Source organism: Campylobacter concisus (genome assembly GCF_015230015.1).
Lineage (GTDB): Bacteria > Campylobacterota > Campylobacteria > Campylobacterales > Campylobacteraceae > Campylobacter_A > Campylobacter_A concisus_AF.
Genome location: NZ_JAAKZC010000014.1, coordinates 29913 through 47532, shown reverse-complemented (window position 1 = coordinate 47532; position 17620 = coordinate 29913). Strand labels below are relative to the sequence as shown.

Annotated in this window: 19 protein-coding genes; 16 read left to right on the top strand and 3 right to left on the bottom strand. The window is 39.5% G+C overall.

From position 1 onward, the window contains the following. Nucleotides 1-95 precede the first annotated feature (95 nt). The 14 genes from G6W42_RS07910 (at nucleotide 96) to G6W42_RS07845 (ending at nucleotide 10103) form a co-directional block, all read left to right on the top strand. Nucleotides 96-956: a formate/nitrite transporter family protein gene (locus G6W42_RS07910; RefSeq protein WP_194173588.1), complete on the top strand. Its 861-nt coding sequence runs from the start codon at nucleotides 96-98 to the stop codon at nucleotides 954-956. Nucleotides 957-1197: 241 nt separating this feature from the next. Further along, on the top strand, nucleotides 1198-1638 hold the full coding sequence (locus tag G6W42_RS07905; protein WP_194173587.1) for an isoleucyl-tRNA synthetase: 441 nt from the start codon (nucleotides 1198-1200) through the stop codon (nucleotides 1636-1638). A gap of 49 nt (nucleotides 1639-1687) precedes the next feature. Beyond that, nucleotides 1688-2239 (top strand): DUF507 family protein, encoded by a 552-nt coding sequence (locus G6W42_RS07900; protein WP_012001188.1) that lies wholly within the window; start codon nucleotides 1688-1690, stop codon nucleotides 2237-2239. Next, complete coding sequence (carA, locus tag G6W42_RS07895) at nucleotides 2239-3357, top strand: glutamine-hydrolyzing carbamoyl-phosphate synthase small subunit (protein WP_194173586.1); 1119 nt, start codon at nucleotides 2239-2241, stop codon at nucleotides 3355-3357. Before G6W42_RS07900 ends, carA begins: the two co-directional genes overlap by 1 nt. Further along, the gene (locus tag G6W42_RS07890; RefSeq protein WP_194173585.1) at nucleotides 3357-4022 is read left to right on the top strand and encodes a sulfite exporter TauE/SafE family protein; all 666 of its coding nucleotides are present in this window, start codon (nucleotides 3357-3359) and stop codon (nucleotides 4020-4022) included. The genes carA and G6W42_RS07890 overlap by 1 nt, the downstream gene beginning before the upstream one ends. Continuing rightward, nucleotides 4015-4755, top strand: coding sequence for a sensor histidine kinase (locus G6W42_RS07885; RefSeq protein ID WP_194173584.1), 741 nt, complete (start codon nucleotides 4015-4017; stop codon nucleotides 4753-4755). Before G6W42_RS07890 ends, G6W42_RS07885 begins: the two co-directional genes overlap by 8 nt. Further along, nucleotides 4748-5431: a response regulator transcription factor gene (locus G6W42_RS07880; protein ID WP_012001191.1), complete on the top strand. Its 684-nt coding sequence runs from the start codon at nucleotides 4748-4750 to the stop codon at nucleotides 5429-5431. The genes G6W42_RS07885 and G6W42_RS07880 overlap by 8 nt, the downstream gene beginning before the upstream one ends. Nucleotides 5432-5523: 92 nt before the next feature. Next, complete coding sequence (gene ccoN, locus G6W42_RS07875; RefSeq protein WP_194173583.1) at nucleotides 5524-7014, top strand: cytochrome-c oxidase, cbb3-type subunit I; 1491 nt, start codon at nucleotides 5524-5526, stop codon at nucleotides 7012-7014. Next, complete coding sequence (ccoO, locus tag G6W42_RS07870) at nucleotides 7014-7679, top strand: cytochrome-c oxidase, cbb3-type subunit II (protein ID WP_103558642.1); 666 nt, start codon at nucleotides 7014-7016, stop codon at nucleotides 7677-7679. Before ccoN ends, ccoO begins: the two co-directional genes overlap by 1 nt. Nucleotides 7680-7688: 9 nt before the next feature. Beyond that, nucleotides 7689-7901, top strand: a complete 213-nt coding sequence (locus G6W42_RS07865) for a cytochrome c oxidase, cbb3-type, CcoQ subunit (RefSeq protein WP_002939259.1) — start codon at nucleotides 7689-7691, stop codon at nucleotides 7899-7901. Continuing rightward, nucleotides 7889-8752, top strand: coding sequence for a cbb3-type cytochrome c oxidase N-terminal domain-containing protein (locus G6W42_RS07860; RefSeq protein WP_194173582.1), 864 nt, complete (start codon nucleotides 7889-7891; stop codon nucleotides 8750-8752). Before G6W42_RS07865 ends, G6W42_RS07860 begins: the two co-directional genes overlap by 13 nt. Further along, nucleotides 8752-8967 carry a DUF4006 family protein gene (locus G6W42_RS07855; protein WP_103634443.1) on the top strand — a complete coding sequence of 72 codons (216 nt, stop codon included), beginning with the start codon at nucleotides 8752-8754 and terminating at the stop codon, nucleotides 8965-8967. The genes G6W42_RS07860 and G6W42_RS07855 overlap by 1 nt, the downstream gene beginning before the upstream one ends. A gap of 103 nt (nucleotides 8968-9070) precedes the next feature. Then, nucleotides 9071-9640, top strand: coding sequence for a hypothetical protein (locus G6W42_RS07850; protein WP_194173581.1), 570 nt, complete (start codon nucleotides 9071-9073; stop codon nucleotides 9638-9640). Further along, nucleotides 9633-10103, top strand: a complete 471-nt coding sequence (locus G6W42_RS07845; protein WP_194173580.1) for a FixH family protein — start codon at nucleotides 9633-9635, stop codon at nucleotides 10101-10103. The genes G6W42_RS07850 and G6W42_RS07845 overlap by 8 nt, the downstream gene beginning before the upstream one ends. Nucleotides 10104-10169: 66 nt before the next feature. Here G6W42_RS07845 and G6W42_RS10680 read toward each other — a convergent pair whose 3' ends face one another. The 3 genes from G6W42_RS10680 to G6W42_RS07835 all read right to left on the bottom strand — a co-directional run bounded on the left by G6W42_RS10680 (nucleotide 10170) and on the right by G6W42_RS07835 (nucleotide 12236). Then, nucleotides 10170-10298 (bottom strand): hypothetical protein, encoded by a 129-nt coding sequence (locus G6W42_RS10680; protein WP_258031921.1) that lies wholly within the window; start codon nucleotides 10296-10298, stop codon nucleotides 10170-10172. A 105-nt stretch (nucleotides 10299-10403) separates the two neighbouring features. Beyond that, nucleotides 10404-11564 carry a Na+/H+ antiporter NhaA gene (nhaA, locus tag G6W42_RS07840; RefSeq protein ID WP_194173579.1) on the bottom strand — a complete coding sequence of 387 codons (1161 nt, stop codon included), beginning with the start codon at nucleotides 11562-11564 and terminating at the stop codon, nucleotides 10404-10406. An 84-nt stretch (nucleotides 11565-11648) separates the two neighbouring features. Then, nucleotides 11649-12236, bottom strand: a complete 588-nt coding sequence (locus tag G6W42_RS07835) for a flavin reductase (protein WP_194173578.1) — start codon at nucleotides 12234-12236, stop codon at nucleotides 11649-11651. A 150-nt stretch (nucleotides 12237-12386) separates the two neighbouring features. Between G6W42_RS07835 and G6W42_RS07830 the strand changes: the two genes are divergently transcribed. Next, nucleotides 12387-14732, top strand: coding sequence for a PD-(D/E)XK nuclease family protein (locus G6W42_RS07830; RefSeq protein ID WP_194173577.1), 2346 nt, complete (start codon nucleotides 12387-12389; stop codon nucleotides 14730-14732). Further along, nucleotides 14729-17548, top strand: coding sequence for a RecB-like helicase (locus G6W42_RS07825; RefSeq protein WP_194173576.1), 2820 nt, complete (start codon nucleotides 14729-14731; stop codon nucleotides 17546-17548). Before G6W42_RS07830 ends, G6W42_RS07825 begins: the two co-directional genes overlap by 4 nt. The last annotated feature ends 72 nt before the right edge of the window (nucleotides 17549-17620 follow it).

Genomic DNA, 17620 nt, shown 5'->3' with positions numbered 1-17620 from the left:
CATTAAATTTTGACGCTAAAATGTCTATCTTTGGCACTACTTCTTTGCTTTATATTTGTTATAGATCAAAGAAGGTCAAATAAAAAGGAGACGTGATGTTAAATCCGGCAGAAACCGCTCAAGCGGTGTCAAGTTCTATGGAGCATAAAGCTCATACGCCACTTGTAAGCATTATATTCCTTGCTATTATGGCTGGAGCTGCTATTGCAATGGGTGATATTTTTTGGGCTCACTCAACAGTTGGTATGGCTGAAAAACAGTCTATCGGTCTTTCAAACTTCATCGGTGGTATCACATTTAGTTGCGGCCTCATGATGGTTGTATTTTATGGTGGTCACCTATTTACTAGCTCTATTTTAAGCGGCGTTAGTGCATATGATGGCAAATTGCCACTTGGCAAAACCATAAGCTACTGGGCTATCGTTTGGATATTTAACTTTATTGGCGGTGCATTGATCGCTTATATGTACTACTACTCAGGCTTGCCACTAAAATACGACGGCTACATCTTACAGCACTTCGTACCAGCTGGTATCGGCAAGATCACAGCGCCATTTCACGAGCTATTTATCCGCGGTATCTTTTGTAACGTCTTTGTTTGTATGTCTATCTGGACTGCGACAAGCGAGAGCAACCTATCTGGTAAATTCTTCGCGATCATGTGGATGATCGGCGCATTCGTTGCTTGCTCAATGGAACACTGCGTTGCAAATATGTTCATCATCACTGAAGCTATCATCTCTAAAGCTCACTATATCGCAGCAAGTGGCGGCGACATCAATGCAGCAGCAGCGTTACTTCACACTACAGCTGATAAGCTAGATATGCTAAACTGGGGAAATTTCATAGGTAAAAACCTAGTTCCAGTTACACTTGGCAATATCTGCGGTGGTCTTTTCTTTGTTGGTCTTGTTGGCTTCATGGCTAATAAATTTGATATGAAGAAAAAAGCTTAATCAACCTTTAGTCTTTGCTATACAGCAAAGACTAAATTTCTTTTTCAAATTCCTCTAAAAGTTTCAAAAATATATCCTAAAAATTTATATAAAAAATGTCACACTTAGCTTAAATTTCACCTTTTGCGCCTAGTTTTTTAAATTTTTTGTGAAATTAGCAAGTTAAAATTTACTTTATAGGTTAAATTTAGTGCAATATTAAAGCTTATATTTAATATAATCTCGCCCAAGAGGAGAGTTTATGAAAATTCTAAATGCATTTTTTACTGGCATTATATTTGTTCTTGCTCCTATTTTTACGCTATTTGTTGGAATTTACAACAACTACTTTTCATTTTATGGCATAAATGAGTATTTCAATGTGATTTTTGTAGATAACGTGCCTTTTTTGTGGCTTTTACCTGTGTTTTTTATATTTGGATATTGTTTCTTTTATGCGCCATTTAGAAAAATTTTTAGAGCCTTTTATCTGCTCTTGCTCGTGCTTTGCGCACTTAGTTGGTATCCTGATTTTGGACGAAGCTTGGGCGAGGCTTATTTTATGAGTAAGCCACTTGAGATAGATCTATCTTCAAATTTACAAAACGAGCAAAAAATAAGCGGCAAAGTCCTTTATGACGGACGAAGAGAAATTTATTTTCTAAGAAGTGACAATGATAAAGTCGTTAAAATTTCAAAGTAAAGTTTTACCTTTATTTAGTTACAATGGCATAAAAATTTAAAGGTTTAAAATGCGTATAAAACTTCCACACGTACCTTATGTCTCACATAAAATAGCAATAGATCTTTTAAACTGTGGTTTTGTAAAGTTAAACAAAGGTATTGAGCCAATCGTAGCAAAAGCAAGTGAAATTTTAACTACCGACGTTCAAAAAGAAAGAGCGCTAGATGAGCGAGTAAATGAGCTTTTAGAAAAAAACGAGGACGAGATGCAAACGATGCAAATCGACCGCAAAAATATGTTTTGGCTCGTTAAAAAGAAACTTGCTGGCGAATTTGACGTCATTTTAACTCACGAAGATAGATTTAGCAATGTCGCCCACAAGATACTTGAAACTATTTGGAAGAGCGGGTTGGTTGATTATAGCGTATCTGAAAACCGCGTAAAAAACGTGATATATGGCTCGATAGATGAGTATCTAAAGAGCTATGAGAAGATAGAAGATAGCGTCTATGAGATGATGCAAAACTACAAACGCAAACTTATCCCAGGAACTGATGAATACGACCTGATTTTTGAGCGTTTATATCAAGATGAGCTTAAAAAAAGAGGAATGCTTTAATGAAAGCTTATATATACATTGAAAACGGCGTTTTTTTAGAGGCAAAGGCCTTTGGTGCTCACGGCGAGTGTGCAGGCGAGCTCGTTTTTAATACCTCTATGACTGGCTATGAGGAGATCATGAGCGATCCAAGCTATGCTGGTCAGTTTATCGTCTTTACTATGCCAGAGATCGGCATCGTTGGCATAAACGAAGATGATATGGAGAGCCTTAGAATTCACGCAAGTGGCGTCATAATGAGAAACTACAATGAAATTCCATCAAACTACCGCTCGCAAAAGTCTTTAGGCAAATTTTTTGAAGAGCAGGGTAAATTTGGCGTTTATGACGTTGATACTAGATATTTGACAAAGATGCTACGTGACGAAGGTGCTTTGATGGCCTACATCTCAACGCAGATAAGTGACAAAGACGAACTAAAACGCAGGCTTGAAAGCAGCGGACGCATAGAAAATATAAACTATGTAAAAACAGTCAGCGCAATGGATGAGTACGAGCATAAAAAAGGCGCTTGGGATAGAAATTTAAAGTCATATAAGCCGCTAAAAAGTATCGGCAAAAAGATAGCCGTTTTTGACTTTGGTGTAAAGAGAAATATCCTAAATGAGCTATGCGAAACTGGTCTTGAGGTTATCGTCGTACCACACGATACTAAGGCTGAGGTTTTGATAGAAAAATTTAAAAATGGCGAGATAAATGGGGTATTTTTATCAAATGGCCCAGGTGAGCCAAAGAATTTAAAGGCTGAGATCGCCGAGATCAAAAAGATGATAGAGGCTAGGATTCCGATATTTGGCATCTGCCTTGGTCACCAGCTACTTTCAAATGCCTTTGGATACGAGACATATAAACTTAAATTTGGTCAGCATGGAGCAAACCATCCAGTCTTAAATTTAGAAACAAAAGCGATCGAGATAACAACACAAAATCACAACTACAACGTACCAGAGAGCATCGCTGAAGTAGCGGTTGTGACACATAGAAATTTGTTTGACAACACGATCGAGGGTGTAAGATACAAGGACTATCCGATCTTCTCGGTGCAACATCACCCAGAAGCAAGCAGCGGTCCTAACGAGAGCAAATATATATTTAAGCAGTTTTTAGAAATTTTATAATGCAAGATATAAGCCTCTACACGATCATCGCGGTTGCTTTTATGAGCAGCTTTAGTCATTGTGTCGGGATGTGTAGCGGGTTTTTGGGCTTGCAAGCTCTATTTTTTAAAGGCAAAAGTAAGAGTAAAATTTTAATGCTAAGCACGCTTTATAACCTAGCTAGAATTTTTGCTTATGTGGCTTTGGGCGCGTTATTTGGCGCTTTTGGAGCGGTCATTAGCTTTGGATTGCAAGCAAGAGGTGTTATATTTTTCATAGTAGGCCTAGTGATCGCATTTATTGGCATCGCATTGCTTTTTAGGGGTGAGCTTTTAAAATTTATAGAGAGCGAAAAAGCACTTAAATTTATAGTAAAAATGGCAAAAATAAGCGTGCAAAAGAGAAATTTAGCAAATTTCTTGCTACTTGGCTTTTTAAATGGGCTTTTGCCTTGTGGCGTGGTCTATTATTTCTTAGCGCTTGGAATTTTAAGTGCAAATGCAGCCGATGCGTCGCTAATAATGCTTATTTTTGGGCTTTGCACCTTACCAGCGATGCTGTTAGCTAGCTTTGTTTTTGGTTTGCTAAGAGAGAAATTTAAAGAGATCATGTTTAAGCTCTCAGCTTGCATAATGATCTTAAACGGACTTTATCTATCATTTTTAGGATATAGAGCAAATGCCTAGTTTAAATTTAGATGAAAAATTCCTTTCAAGTAGCGAGGGTATGAGACTTGCTAAGCTTGCGATGATGGGCGAGATGATGGCAAATATAACTCACCAGTGGAAGCAGCCGCTAAATGAGCTAAGCTTAGTTTTATATAAGATGAAAAAGCTCGCAGGTAGCGAAGATGGCGAATTTATTGGCTCTTATGAGAGGGCTATGCAGATCATAAAGTATATGTCAGAAACTGCTGATGAGTTTAGCTCGTTTTTAAACCCAAACACACTTTCGCAAGAATTTAGCCTAGCAGACGCAGCTAGAGCATCGATACAGATCGTAAAAGGCGTGATGAAAAAAGATGGCATTCGTATAGAGCTTGAGGTGCTAGGCGATTCTAAAATTTATGGTCATAAAAACAGGCTCATGCAAGTCATCATAAATTTACTAAATAACGCAAAAGACGCACTAAATTTAAAAAAGATAGAAGATAAAAATATAAAAATAAAGATCGATAGTGATGAAAAATATGCTTATCTAAGCGTAGAAGATAATGGCGGTGGCATAGATAAAAATGTGATAGATGAGATATTTAAGCCATATTTTACCACCAAAGAAAATGCCAAAGGCACTGGCTTAGGACTTTATATGTCAAAGCAAATAATCGATCAATTTAACGCAGAAATAACAGCGGGCAACAGCGACAATGGGGCCTGTTTTTTAATAAAGTTACCACACAAAGGAGAGATAGATGAATAAAATTTTAAAGAACCTAACGGTTTTGCTTGTCGAAGACGATAGCGACAGCAAAAAGATCATGCACGATGTGCTAAGTGACAATTTTGAGAAAGTTTTTACTGCTCAAAATGGCGATGAAGGTTTGAAAAAATTTAAAAAATACAACCCAAATATGGTAATTACAGATGTATTTATGCCAATTAGTGATGGACTTGATATGACAAGATATATCAAGGAAATTTCTAAAGACACACCTGTCATCGTCCTAAGTGCGCATAGCGAAAAAGAGACTTTGTTAAAGGCGATCGATGTTGGTGTAGATAAGTATCTTATAAAACCTATCATGGCAGATGATCTTTTAAAAACCATAGAAAATGTCGCAAAAAGTAAGATAGAAACTGCAAACATCATCCAAGTTGCAAACGGATATAGCTTTAATAAGATCAAACGCGTGCTTATCAGAGACGGCGTTGAAATTTCACTTACTAAAAAAGAGCTTGCATTTATCTCACTTTTGATAAAAAGACTTGGTACGCTTGTACTTCATGATGAGATCAAAAGCGTCGTTTGGGTTGGTGAGAGTGTTACTGAGGCAGCTATCAGAACCTTTGTTAAGCGTGTTAGAGATAAGGTTGGCAACAACTTTATAAAAAATGTCCCAGGACTTGGTTACAAAATAGACAGAAGACTTTCCTAGTTAAAGAGAATTTATATTAATTAAGTTTTTTTATAGTCCTTATACTCTAAAATAACAAATCATTAATATAAATTTAACTAGGAGGATATTTTATGCGACCATCTCAGCTACTACACTATGATTATAGTGTAGCAAAGCTATTTATGTTTGCCACGATACTCTTTGGTATCATAGGCATGGTTGTTGGCGTAGTTATAGCTTTTCAAATGGCCTGTCCAGAGCTTAACTACATAGCCGGCGAATATTCGGCGTTTGGGAGGTTGCGTCCTCTTCATACTAACGGCATCATCTTTGGCTTCATGCTCTCAGGCATCTTTGCCACTTGGTACTACATCGGACAGCGTGTTTTAAAGGTCTCGATGAGCGAGTCGCCATTTTTGATGTTTATTGGCAAGCTTCACTTTTGGCTATATATGCTTGTTATGATTTTAGCTGTTGTTACGCTTTTTATGGGCGAGAGCACAGCGAAAGAGTACGCCGAGCTTGAGTGGCCACTAGATATCGCAGTGGTTGTTGTTTGGGTGCTTTGGGGTGTTAGTATATTTGGCCTCATTGGTATCCGCCGTGAAAAGACACTTTATATCTCAGTTTGGTACTACATCGCTACATTTTTAGGCGTTGCGATGCTATATCTCTTTAATAATATGGAAGTTCCAACAAGACTTGTTAGCGGATATGGCTCATGGTTACACTCTGTCTCTATGTACGCTGGCTCAAACGATGCTTTGGTTCAGTGGTGGTACGGACACAACGCAGTTGCATTCGTCTTTACAGTGGCTATCATCGCTCAAATTTATTATTTCTTGCCAAAAGAGAGCGGCCAGCCGATATTTTCATATAAATTATCGCTATTTTCGTTTTGGGGTCTGATGTTTATCTATCTTTGGGCTGGCGGTCACCATTTGATATATACTGCTACACCTGATTGGATGCAGACTATGGGCTCTGTCTTTTCTATCGTTTTGATACTTCCTTCATGGGGTTCAGCGATAAATATCCTTCTTACGATGAAAGGTGAATGGACACAACTGCGTGAGAGCCCACTTATTAAATTTATGATTCTAGCTTCAACATTTTATATGTTTTCAACACTAGAAGGTCCGATTTTAGCGATTAAATCAGTAAATGCCCTAGCTCACTATACTGACTGGGTGCCAGGACACGTTCATGACGGCGCACTTGGCTGGGTTGGCTTTATGACTATGGCAGCGCTTTATCACATGACACCACGTGTATTTAAGCGTGAAATTTACTCAAAGTCGCTAATGGAAGCTCAGTTTTGGATACAAACAACAGGTATTGTTTTATACTTTGCGTCTATGTGGATCGCTGGTATCACACAAGGTATGATGTGGAGAGCGACTGATAGCTATGGAAATTTACTCTACTCGTTTATAGACACGGTAGTTGTGCTTATCCCATACTACTATATAAGGGCTATTGGCGGACTTCTTTATCTAGTTGGCTTCTTGATGTTTGCTTATAACATCTACAAATCAACTTCTGCTAAAGCTATCTTAGCAGAGCCAAAAAGCGCTTCGCCAATGGGTGGCGGGGCAAAAGCTAGTGCGGAGGTGATGTGATGTTTGCTTGGTTAGAAAAAAATCCATTCTTTTTTGCGGTTTGCGTATTTGTTGTTATCGCTTACGCTGGCATAGTTGAAATTTTGCCAGACTTTGCAAACAGAGCTAGACCGCTTGAGGGCACAAAGCCTTACACCGTTTTGGAGCTAGCTGGTAAAAATATCTATATGCAAAATGGCTGCAACACTTGCCACTCTCAAATGATCCGTCCGTTTAAAGCAGAGACCGATAGATACGGTATGTATTCGCTAAGTGGCGAGTTTGCATATGATCGTCCGCACCTTTGGGGCTCAAAAAGAACAGGACCAGATCTTATGCGTGTGGGCAACTATAGAACGACTGACTGGCATGAAAATCACATGCTAAATCCAGCCTCAGTAGTGCCAGGCTCGATTATGCCAGCATATCCATTTTTATTTAAGAAAAATGCTGATATCGAGACTGCATACGCTGAAGCCCTAACTGTTAAAAAGGTCTTTAATACGCCTTATGACGAAAAAGATATGCCAGCACTTGGCACGCTAGAGCAGACTAATGCTAACGTCAAGGCTGAGGCTGCAGCTATCGTTGAAAATATGAAAGATGAGCAGGTAAAAAGTGCTTTTGCAAAAGGTGAAATTCGCCAGATCGTAGCACTTATCGCTTATCTAAACAGCCTAAAGTAGGAGCGAGAGATGGAAAACATTAGAGAGTTTCAAGCTTATGGCTATTTTTTCTTGACGGCATTTTTGGCGATCACTTTGTATGCCTACTTTTTTCATCTTTATAAGAGCGAAAAAACTGGCAGAAGAAACTACGAGAAATACTCAAAACTAGCGCTTAACGATGAGATCGGTGGCGAAATTTTAGAGCGTAAGGCTACAAAGGAGAGCGTATGCAATGGCTAAATTTAGAAGATAATGTAAATTTACTAGCTCTAATAGGAGCGGCTCTAATCATCGTGCTTACCATCGTTGTAGCTGGTAGGTATGTTGGGCAGATGAAGGTTAAAAAAGATGAGAGCGTTGAGCTTAGCGAGCACAACTGGGACGGCATAGGAGAATACAAAAATCCAGTCCCATTTGGCTGGGCAGTTGTTTTTCTATTAACGCTTATTTGGGCTATTTGGTACTATTTACTTGGCTATCCTTTAAATTCTTACTCACAAATCGGCGAGTATAACAAAGAGGTTAAGGAAGCAAATGCCAAATTTGAAAAAGAGTATGCAAATCCAAGCAAAGAGACGCTTCACGCTATGGGCGAGAGCATATATCTCGTGCAGTGTTCAGCATGTCACGGCATAACAGGCGATGGCATAGGCGGCAAGGCTGCAAATTTACAAATTTGGGGTAGCGAAAAAGGCATAGTTGAGACTATACTTAATGGCTCAAAAGGGCTTGATTATCCTATGGGTGAGATGCCAGCAGGTTTAGCTGACGCTGATGGCGCAAAGGCGATCGCAGCATACGTAGCTAAAGAGATAAGCGCTATAAAAAGCACTAAAAATGAAAATTTAGTAGCCACTGGCAAAGAGCTTTATGCAGCTTGTGCGTCGTGTCACGGCGAAGATGGCAAGGGCATGGATGGCATGTCGGTTGATCTTAGCAAATATGGCTCGGCCGGTTTTGTGGCTGACGTGCTAAATCGCGGCAAAAAAGGAGCGATCGGCACTATGCCTAAATTTAATGATGGCAGGCTAAACGAGATCCAGCAAAGCGCAGTTGGCGAGTACGTCATATCGCTATCAAAGGGCGAATAATGGAAAATAAAAATAGAAACATCTTTGCCTTAAATGGCATTAGCGGGTTTTTAATAGCGGTGGTGCTTTTGCTCTCTATCCTAGCAGTGCTTACTTACGTTGGCATCGGCTTGCAAAAAGAGGTCGCAACCAAGCCTTACTCACTAAAAGATGCAGCTAGCATCGAGATGAAGAGCGTAGATAACGCTAAACATGTCATTGTAAAGGAGAAGTGATGCTAGGCATAATAGAAAAAGCCATTATCCTGCTAATAATCGTCGCAGGCGCCATTTGTGCGTGGTCAGTGCTTACACCAAATCACCTCTTTGTAGGCTAAATTTGAAGAAATTTGCACTCATTTTTATCATTTTGTTCTGGCAAAATTTGGCTTGGGGTGCAAATTTTGTTATCAATGATGATGAAATTTTAAGCCAAAAAGTGAGCCAAAAGCTAAATGAGATAGGAGACGAGCTTTATCAAAAAAGCGGCATAAATTTAGTAGTTGGCGTATATAAAGATGGCGAGCTTGGCATGCTTTTTAAAGAGCAAAATTTAAGCTCGCCATTTGTCTTCTTAGCGCTCATAAAAGATAAGCAAAAGGTTGAAATTTTTAGCGATACAAACACTTCAAAGCTCTTTAACAAGGAGCAAATTTTAAGCGTAAATCCAGAATCAGGCACAATCATCCCCATTTTAGTCTCAAAAAACGGCAAAGATGTCTATAACGCCGCTATCTTAAACGGCTACGCAGATATCGCCGAGCAGATCGCTGGGAGCTTAAATTTAAAGCTAGAAAGCGGTATCGGCAGCTCAAACAAAACGACCTTAAATTTCCTGCGAATTTTTATCTACGGCTTGATCGCATTTTTCATTCTCATCATCTTTTATAAAAAGGTAAAAAATGGCTAAAAAGAGCTTTTGGCCTTATGGCATCGTGCTTAGCATAGTAGCTATCATCTTAGCTTGCGTCGCAACCATCGTTGTTGCGATCAACAACCCAGTCGAGATGGATAGTGCTTATATGCAAAGTCACCAAAGTGTCGATGAAAACATCACATTTATAAAAGAGAGTGAGGCTAGGTTTGATAAGAAATTTGAGCTTAAATTTGAGCCAGAATTTAAAGGCTTGCAGGGCAAATTTAAATTTCTTTTAACGCCAAAAAACGGTGAAATTTCAAGCCCTAGCTATGAAATTTTACTAACCCGCCCACAAACAAACAAAGATAACAAAACATTAAACGCCTCATGGCAAGAAAATGAGCTTGTAAGCGAGAGCGTTAGCCTAAAAGAGGGCAGGTGGCAGCTACTTTTAAGGCTTAGCGACAAGCAAGATACGAGATATTATAAATTTGATTTTAACGCTACAAAATAGACTAAATTTGTACCCAAAAGTTTTTTAGCCAAAGTTAAAAACAAATAAATTTTACTAAACGCTAGATCAAACCTCTTTAAAACCAAAATTTAAGCCCAAACGCTTGCCAGTTTTAACATACTCTTTAAATTTATAGATTAGAGGCGACCAATTTTTAGTATCGATCTTTTCATCTTTTAGTAAATTTTCATCCACAAATATGCCAACTATCTTGCAAGTAACGATGCAAAACCACTCCTTTATCTCGCACTTTTCTACGATCGTTTTTATCTGTATCTTGCACTCTTTTATGCGCGCGCTTTAGTTTTTGGCGCTAAATTTAAGCAATATAAACCCCGCGGCACCCGAAACTACCGAACCTAGCAAGATAGCGAGCTTGTCGGTGTAGGCAAAGGCGTCCGTGTCGTTGTAGGCTAGGCCGTTAACGAAAAGGCTCATCGTAAATCCTACGCCGCAAAGCACGGCAATGCCGTAAAGCTGGATGAAATTTGACCCCTCGGGCAGCTTGGCTAGCTTAAATTTGATCGCTAAAAAGCTAAATCCAAATACTCCGATTTGCTTGCCGACGAAAAGCCCCAGCGCCGTGCCTAGCGCGACCGGAGACAAAATCTCGTCCAGTCCGACGCCTCGCAGTGAGATGCCTGCGTTTACGAAGGCAAATATCGGCAGCACGCCAAACGCTACCCAGCCGTGCAGGTCGTGCTCGATGCTTTTTAGCATAGATTTGCCCGGCTCGTCTTTAAAGCTAAGCGGTATGAAAAAGGCCGCCACGACGCCGGCAAGCGTGGCGTGAACGCCTGATTTTAGCACCGCTACCCACATCACCGCACCTACGATCAGATACGCCGCCTTGCTCTTTACGCCGAGTCTGTTTAGCACAAAAAGCGCGGCTAGACAAACGCTCGCGACCGCAAGCATTTGGGCGCTAAGCTCGCTCGTGTAAAATAGCGCGATAATCACGATCGCGCAAAGGTCGTCGACGATCGCTAGCGTCATGAGGAAAATTTTTAAACTAGTCGGTACGCGAGGCCCGAGTAGGCTCAAAATCCCCAGAGCAAACGCGATATCCGTCGCCGTCGGTATCGCCCAGCCGCCAAGCGCGAAGGAGTCGTGCTTCGTAAAAAGATAGAAGATAGCCGCAGGCACTATCAGGCCGCCTGCCGCGCCGATCGCTGGCAGCGCGATTTGCGACGGATTTTTTAGCTCGCCCTCCAGCACCTCGCGCTTTAGCTCAAGTCCGATGAGAAAGAAAAATACCGCCATCAACCCGTCGTTCACCCACAAGATCAGGGGTTTGCTTAGTCCGTATTCGCCGAAGCTCATGGTAAATTTGGTATTTAAAAATTCGTTGTAAAAATCGCTCAAAAACGTATTTTGACACAGTAGCGCCGCGACCGTAGCGATCATCAGCAAAATCCCGCCGCTGGCTTCGTGTTTTAAAAACTCTTTTATTCCGCCCATTTTGCTTCCTTTTTATAAAATTTGGCGATTATAGCGTATTTTTACGCTCGCATAAAATTCGGGCGAATTTGGCTAAATGCTAGATCAAACCTCTTTAAAGCCAAAATTTAAGCCCAAACGCTTGCTAGTTGCAACGTACTCTTTAAATTTATAGATAAGTGGCGAGTATTTTTTAGTATCTAGCTTTTCATCTTTTAATAATCTTTCATCCACAAAGATGCCAACTATCTTGCAAGTGACGATGCAAAACCACTCCTTTATCTCGCACTTTTCTACGATCGTTTCTATCTGTATCTTGCACTCTTTTATGCGCACGCTTTTTGCGTTTATGCCAGGTTCTTTGTGCAAATTTGCCACCTTAAATTTATCACTTTCGTAGCTGTATCCAAGGGCTCTTTTCTCTTCTGGCACGTCCTCATCACCAGTTAGTTTTTCTATCTTCTTTATAGCTTCAAGCAAGCTCTCATCACATAAATTTAGCGTGATGTCTGAGCCATTTTGGATATTTTTATAGCCTTTGTTATCAACTCCGATACCAAGCACCACGCTATCTCCTAGCGTCCAAGACGACGAAAGCACGGTGATATCATCTCGCCCTTTTTCATCTTTTGTAGTGGCAAATAAAACCGGAAAGCCGTAGTAAAAGCCAGATCTATTTAACTCTTTATGCATTTTTGCTCCTTTTTTAGATTGTATCCCCAGGCAGTTTAAGGCTTAAAATTTTAATGAATTTAGAAAAATTTTCAAAGCTTGCTTTAAGTGAGAAAAAGCGCTCTTTTATCAGCTTTTGGCTATCATTTTTTAAAAATTTAAGAGAGTAAAATGCGCAATCTAAATCAACTTTTCGTCTTTACAAACTCGCGTAAGATCAGGGAATTTAACGCTGGTTTTAATGACGAGCTAATTCCAAAAAGTCTAAGCATCGCAGAGTTTTATAAAAAAGCTGTTTTTGTAAATGGCCGCTTTGAGATTGACAGCACCTACGCTTTGGTGCTTATGAACAGAGCCTGTGCCAGCGTCAAAGAGGCAAATTCGGTGCTTAAAATCCCAACTGAGTTTTTTGGGTTTTTGAAAAACAACGACTATCTTTTTTCGTTTTTTAAAGAGCTTGTCATCAGCAAAAAGAGCATTGCAGATATTAAATTTAACGACATTTACGCTGATTTTGAGGAGCATCTAAGCATCCTTGAAGCGGTTTTAAAAGAGTATGAGAGCTTACTTGATAAAGAGGATCTTTATGATGATATAACCTTGCCAAAAATTTACTCGATAAATGAAGCTTACATAAGAAGTTTTAGTGAAATTTCACTGCACATTGATGGCATTTTAAGCGAGTTTGAGTGGGAAATTTTAGAGAAAATTTCAAAACTAACCACGCTAAAGATCATCTTTCAAACTAGTATTTTTAATAAAAAACTTATCGATAAGATAAGGCAAATTTCAGCCATTAGCGAGTTTGAAAACTATAAAAAATATGAGCTAAATTTAAATACAAACGAGCTAGTCTGTCTAGAAAATATCACAAAATTTGAGCCAGTTTTAGTAAGAGAATTTGCCACAAGAAGCTTGCAGTGCGCCTATGCTATGGCAAAGGCGAGCGAGTTTGTGCGTGAGGGCATAAAACCTGAAAATATCGCTGTTATCTTGCCAGATGAGGGCTTTAGCGAGATTTTAAGGCTTCATGATGGTGCTAAAATTTTTAACTACGCCATGGGCGAGAGCTTTAAAAATACAAAATTTTATGAAGCACTTTACTACATCACAAGAGCGATCAACGAAGAAGCAAGCCCAGTTTTTGATCAAAGTAAGTGTGAGAGCTACGAGGAGCTTGGCTTTATTTTGAGCGAATTTGGCGTGAGTGAGCAGCTTTTTAAGAAATTTAAGGCTAGCTATTTTGAGCTGTGTGAATTTGCTAAATTTAAAGAGCTAATAGATGAGCTTTTGGTGCTTGAAAATGAGCCAAGATGCGAAGAGAAGCTCGCACTTGAGCTTTTTAGGATGGAGAATTTATGCAGGTATTTTAGCTTTAGCCTAAAGCAGCTAAGTGAAATTTTCTTGCTAAATATCTCGCGCCTAAGCATCGACGACGTGGGCGGCGGAAAGATCAGCGTCATGGGCATGCTAGAGAGCCGTGGGATGAAATTTGATGGCGTCATCATAGTTGATTTTAACGACAATTTCATCCCAGCAAGAAGCGCAAATGAGATGTTTTTAAACTCAAAAGTGAGGCAAAAAGCGGGGCTTATAAGCTATGTGGAGCGTGAAAATTTGCAGAGATTTTACTACGAAAGCCTCATAAATAACGCCAAAAAAGTGGCGATAAGCTGCTGCGTAAATGAGGAGAGCATACCTTCAAGATTTTTAAAAAATTTCAAAACGATAAAAGATGAAAATTTTAGCGACGAGGCCTATTTGAAGCTATTTTTAAAGGGAGAGGCGAGCTTAAATTTAAAGGATGATGAGATCGTTTTAGAGCATGATTTTTTCACAAACCCACTCTCGTTTTCGACGCTAAATTTATTTCTAACCTGCCCAAGAAAATACTACTACACAAAGATAGCTGGCATAAAGCCTGCAAAAGGCGTAGCAAAAGAGCTTGGTACAAAACAAGGAAATAGCGTTCATAGCGCACTTTTTGAGTATTACACGAGCGAATTTTATAAGCAAAATAACACCTTTGATCTAGCCGTTTTTAAAGAGATGCTAGCAAGGCAAAATCTTACGCCACTTGAGTTTGAAATTTGGACGCATAAATTTAAAGAGTATGAAATTTATGAAAACGCTCGTTTTAGGGCTGGTTTTAGGGTGCTTGAGTGCGAAAAAGAGATGCAAAGCGAGTTTTGTGGCGTGCAGATAAAGGGATTTATCGATAGGATCGATGCGGACGCAAGCGGCGACGTGCTTATACTTGATTATAAAACAGGCGAAGCAAATGTAAATTCGCTCCAGCTTGCCTTTTACGAGGCGCTTTACGGTGGCAAGGTGCGAAGTGCTTACTATACCCTAAAAAACGAGCCTAGCTTAGTTAGCTCGAAAAAAAGCGTAGAGGATCTAAGCGGCGAGATAGAAAAGCTAAAAGCCATAAACAAAACCAAGATAAATTTTGAAAGAAAGAGCGGTGCTTGCGCATTTTGCGAATACGCTACACTTTGCAGGAGAGAGTTATGAAAAATTTTTTAGCCCTAAAAGCAAGCGCTGGAAGCGGTAAGACCTTTGCGCTGAGCGTTCGTTACATCGCTTTGATGCTTCGAGGTGAAAATATAAACGAGATCGTCGCTCTAACTTTTACAAAAAAAGCAGCAAACGAGATGAAAGAGCGCATAATCGCCACTTTTTTGGACTTGCAAAACAAAAAAGGCGAACTTGAAGCGGTGTGCGCGGAGCTTGATATAAGCCAAGACGAGGCGATAAAAAGGCGAGATGAGAGGCTTGGCGTCTTTTTGCAAAGTGAGCTAAAAATTTATACATTTGATGCGTTTTTCTCTGGGATTTTAAAGAAATTTAGCCAAAATTTAGGCATTAGCCCTGATTACAGCGTGCAAGATAGCTTGCAAGATATGGCGTGGAAAAAATTTGTAAAAGAGGCGAGCAAGGATAAAAAGCTTCTTAGCGAGCTAGCCTTAATGATGATCATCTCAAGCCAAAAAGAGGCTAGTTTTTCGCAGACTTTGGCGAAATTTTATGAGAGCTTTGGCGGAGAGCTAAAAGATAGTGGCGCAAGCTATCCAGATGATAGCAAGGTAAGGGCGGCGCAAAGGGCGTTAAATGAGCATATAGCCTTGCAAAATGGCGCTAGCGATGTGGCTAAAAAGACATTTGGCGAGCAAAATTTATTTGAGCTATTTAAGAGTAAGGTTTTTGCTAGGCAAAGCCTAGACTACCGCACTTTTAGCAAAATTTATACCCCTGAGCTTGATAGGCTATTTAACGAGCTAAAAGAGGCTGCGAAAAACTACATCCTAGAGGTCGAAAAGTATAGGCTAAGTGGCTTTAGTAAGCTATTAAAGCTTTATAAGGCTTCAAATTTAGAGCTAAACAAGGAGATAAATGCGCTAAGTTTTGCTGATATAAACAAGCTGGTTTTTAAGCTTTTGGTGCAAAGCCTGGACAAAGAGGCGCTTTATTTTAGGCTTGATGGCAGGATAAATCACCTCTTAGTCGATGAGTTTCAAGATACAAACGTGATCCAGTATGAGATCATCTTACCGCTAATCGCTGAAATCGTCTCTGGATACGGTCAAAACGGGCTTGGAAGCTTTTTTTATGTGGGCGATACAAAGCAGAGCATATATAAATTTAGGGGTGGTAAAAAGGAGCTTTTTGACAAGCTGGGAGATGATTTTAGCCAGATAGATATAGAAAATTTACCAAGCAACTACCGAAGTTTAAAGGCGTTGGTGAAATTTAATAACGCCGTTTTTGAAGAAATTTATCACAGATATGGGCTTAGTTTTGAGCCTCAAGAGCCAGCTAAAAAAGATGAGACACTAGGCTACGCAGTAAGCGGCGAGTGTGCATACTTTGAAGTAGAAAAAGACGACTACGGCTACTTGCGTGTGCTAAGCGATGAAGATATCGCAGGTGTGGTCGTTTCGCAAGCAAGTGAGCTTTTAAAAGCTGGTGTAAATGCAAGCGATATAACCGTGCTTTGCTGGAAAAATAGCGACATTAGTCTCATCTCAGAAGTGCTTAGCAGTGAAGGGATAAAAAGCGTCAATGAAGGTACTTTGGAGCTAAAAAGAACGCCACTTGTTGCAGCGATCATCGAGTATGCGAAATTTTGCCTATTTAAAGAAGAAATTTATGAGAAAAATGTAAAAGCGCTAGTAAATGCAAGCGTCAAAAAACTAAATATAAAGCCTGAAGAAAGCGCTACAAATAGCCTATTTTACTTAGCGAAAAATTTAGGCATAAGTATGGCAGACGTTGATATCTTGAGGCTGTTTGAGCTAAGCGCAGGGTATAAAAATTTAAGTGATTTTATATTTAACCTTGAAAACTTTAGCTCAAAGATCAGCCCAAAAAGTAGCGACGGCGTGAGAGTGATGACCGTGCATAAGTCAAAAGGGCTTGAGTTTGCTCACGTCATAGTTTGCGACATGATGAGCAAGGGCAGGGGAGATGACTCAAATTTCATAACCGAATACAGCGAAAAGGGCGAGTGGATCGTAAAGAGTAAAATTTCAGGCAGAGAGAATTTTGATAGCGATTATGCAATCGTTTTAGAGCAGATGAAAGAGCTTGAAAAGCAAGAAAATATCAATAAAATTTACGTCGCATTCACAAGGGCAACAAAGTCGCTCATCATCATCAAGCAAGCCGTCCCAAGCGGAAATAGTCCAAGCTTTTTTTCATTTTACACAAGAAGCGACAAGAGCGAAGCAAGCGACTATCTCGATCTAAAAGAGTTTAGCTTCGGCAAAATTTTGCCTAGCAAGAGCGAGCAAAAAGAGCTAAAAAAAGATGAGAAAATGCCTGAAATTTTAAAGATAGAGAGGCAAGAGGTTGAGGCGAAAGAGCAAAAGACGAGCGGGAAAAATTTAAGCGCGATATATTTTGGCCTGGCGCTTCACTATCTGCTTGAGATGAGCGAAAAATTTGATGAAATTTCACTAGAAAAAGCTAAGAATTTGATGCTAAATAAATTTCATAAATTTTTGCCGCTTGAAGTCCTTGAAGATGCCCTTACTAGGGCAAAAATGCTTATAAGTGAGCCAAAATTTATAGAGTGCATAAAGGGTAAGGAAATTTATAAAGAGCAGCCATTTAAAGTAAAAAATGAGCTAAAACAGATGGATCTTTTTTGCTTTAATGAGCGAGAAATTTGCGTGATTGATTATAAAACGACAGAAAAAAACATAGAAGAGAACAAAAAACAGGTAAAAGAGTATAAAGATGCACTCGCTAAATTTTATGAAAAACATAGTATAATCGCCGTCATCTTCTACGCACTTGAAGGCAAAATTTCATATATTGAAGTTTAAACGCTACTTAATTTAAGCTTTATTAAAGCATTGTTTAAATACAATCACAACTCAAAAATTAACTTGGCAAAG

Excerpts from the sequence above, each read along its gene's own strand:
- G6W42_RS07885 (WP_194173584.1), top strand. The coding sequence starts at position 4,015 with ATGCCTAGTTTAAATTTAGATGAAAAATTCCTTTCAAGTAGCGAGGGT.
- G6W42_RS07910 (WP_194173588.1), top strand. The coding sequence starts at position 96 with ATGTTAAATCCGGCAGAAACCGCTCAAGCGGTGTCAAGTTCTATGGAG.
- G6W42_RS07835 (WP_194173578.1), bottom strand. The coding sequence starts at position 12,236 with ATGCATAAAGAGTTAAATAGATCTGGCTTTTACTACGGCTTTCCGGTT.
- G6W42_RS07845 (WP_194173580.1), top strand. The coding sequence starts at position 9,633 with ATGGCTAAAAAGAGCTTTTGGCCTTATGGCATCGTGCTTAGCATAGTA.
- nhaA (WP_194173579.1), bottom strand. The coding sequence starts at position 11,564 with ATGGGCGGAATAAAAGAGTTTTTAAAACACGAAGCCAGCGGCGGGATT.
- G6W42_RS07830 (WP_194173577.1), top strand. The coding sequence starts at position 12,387 with ATGCGCAATCTAAATCAACTTTTCGTCTTTACAAACTCGCGTAAGATC.
- G6W42_RS07865 (WP_002939259.1), top strand. The coding sequence starts at position 7,689 with ATGGAAAACATTAGAGAGTTTCAAGCTTATGGCTATTTTTTCTTGACG.
- ccoN (WP_194173583.1), top strand. The coding sequence starts at position 5,524 with ATGCGACCATCTCAGCTACTACACTATGATTATAGTGTAGCAAAGCTA.
- G6W42_RS07890 (WP_194173585.1), top strand. The coding sequence starts at position 3,357 with ATGCAAGATATAAGCCTCTACACGATCATCGCGGTTGCTTTTATGAGC.
- G6W42_RS07860 (WP_194173582.1), top strand. The coding sequence starts at position 7,889 with ATGCAATGGCTAAATTTAGAAGATAATGTAAATTTACTAGCTCTAATA.
- carA (WP_194173586.1), top strand. The coding sequence starts at position 2,239 with ATGAAAGCTTATATATACATTGAAAACGGCGTTTTTTTAGAGGCAAAG.
- G6W42_RS07855 (WP_103634443.1), top strand. The coding sequence starts at position 8,752 with ATGGAAAATAAAAATAGAAACATCTTTGCCTTAAATGGCATTAGCGGG.
- G6W42_RS07905 (WP_194173587.1), top strand. The coding sequence starts at position 1,198 with ATGAAAATTCTAAATGCATTTTTTACTGGCATTATATTTGTTCTTGCT.
- G6W42_RS07880 (WP_012001191.1), top strand. The coding sequence starts at position 4,748 with ATGAATAAAATTTTAAAGAACCTAACGGTTTTGCTTGTCGAAGACGAT.
- ccoO (WP_103558642.1), top strand. The coding sequence starts at position 7,014 with ATGTTTGCTTGGTTAGAAAAAAATCCATTCTTTTTTGCGGTTTGCGTA.
- G6W42_RS07900 (WP_012001188.1), top strand. The coding sequence starts at position 1,688 with ATGCGTATAAAACTTCCACACGTACCTTATGTCTCACATAAAATAGCA.
- G6W42_RS07825 (WP_194173576.1), top strand. The coding sequence starts at position 14,729 with ATGAAAAATTTTTTAGCCCTAAAAGCAAGCGCTGGAAGCGGTAAGACC.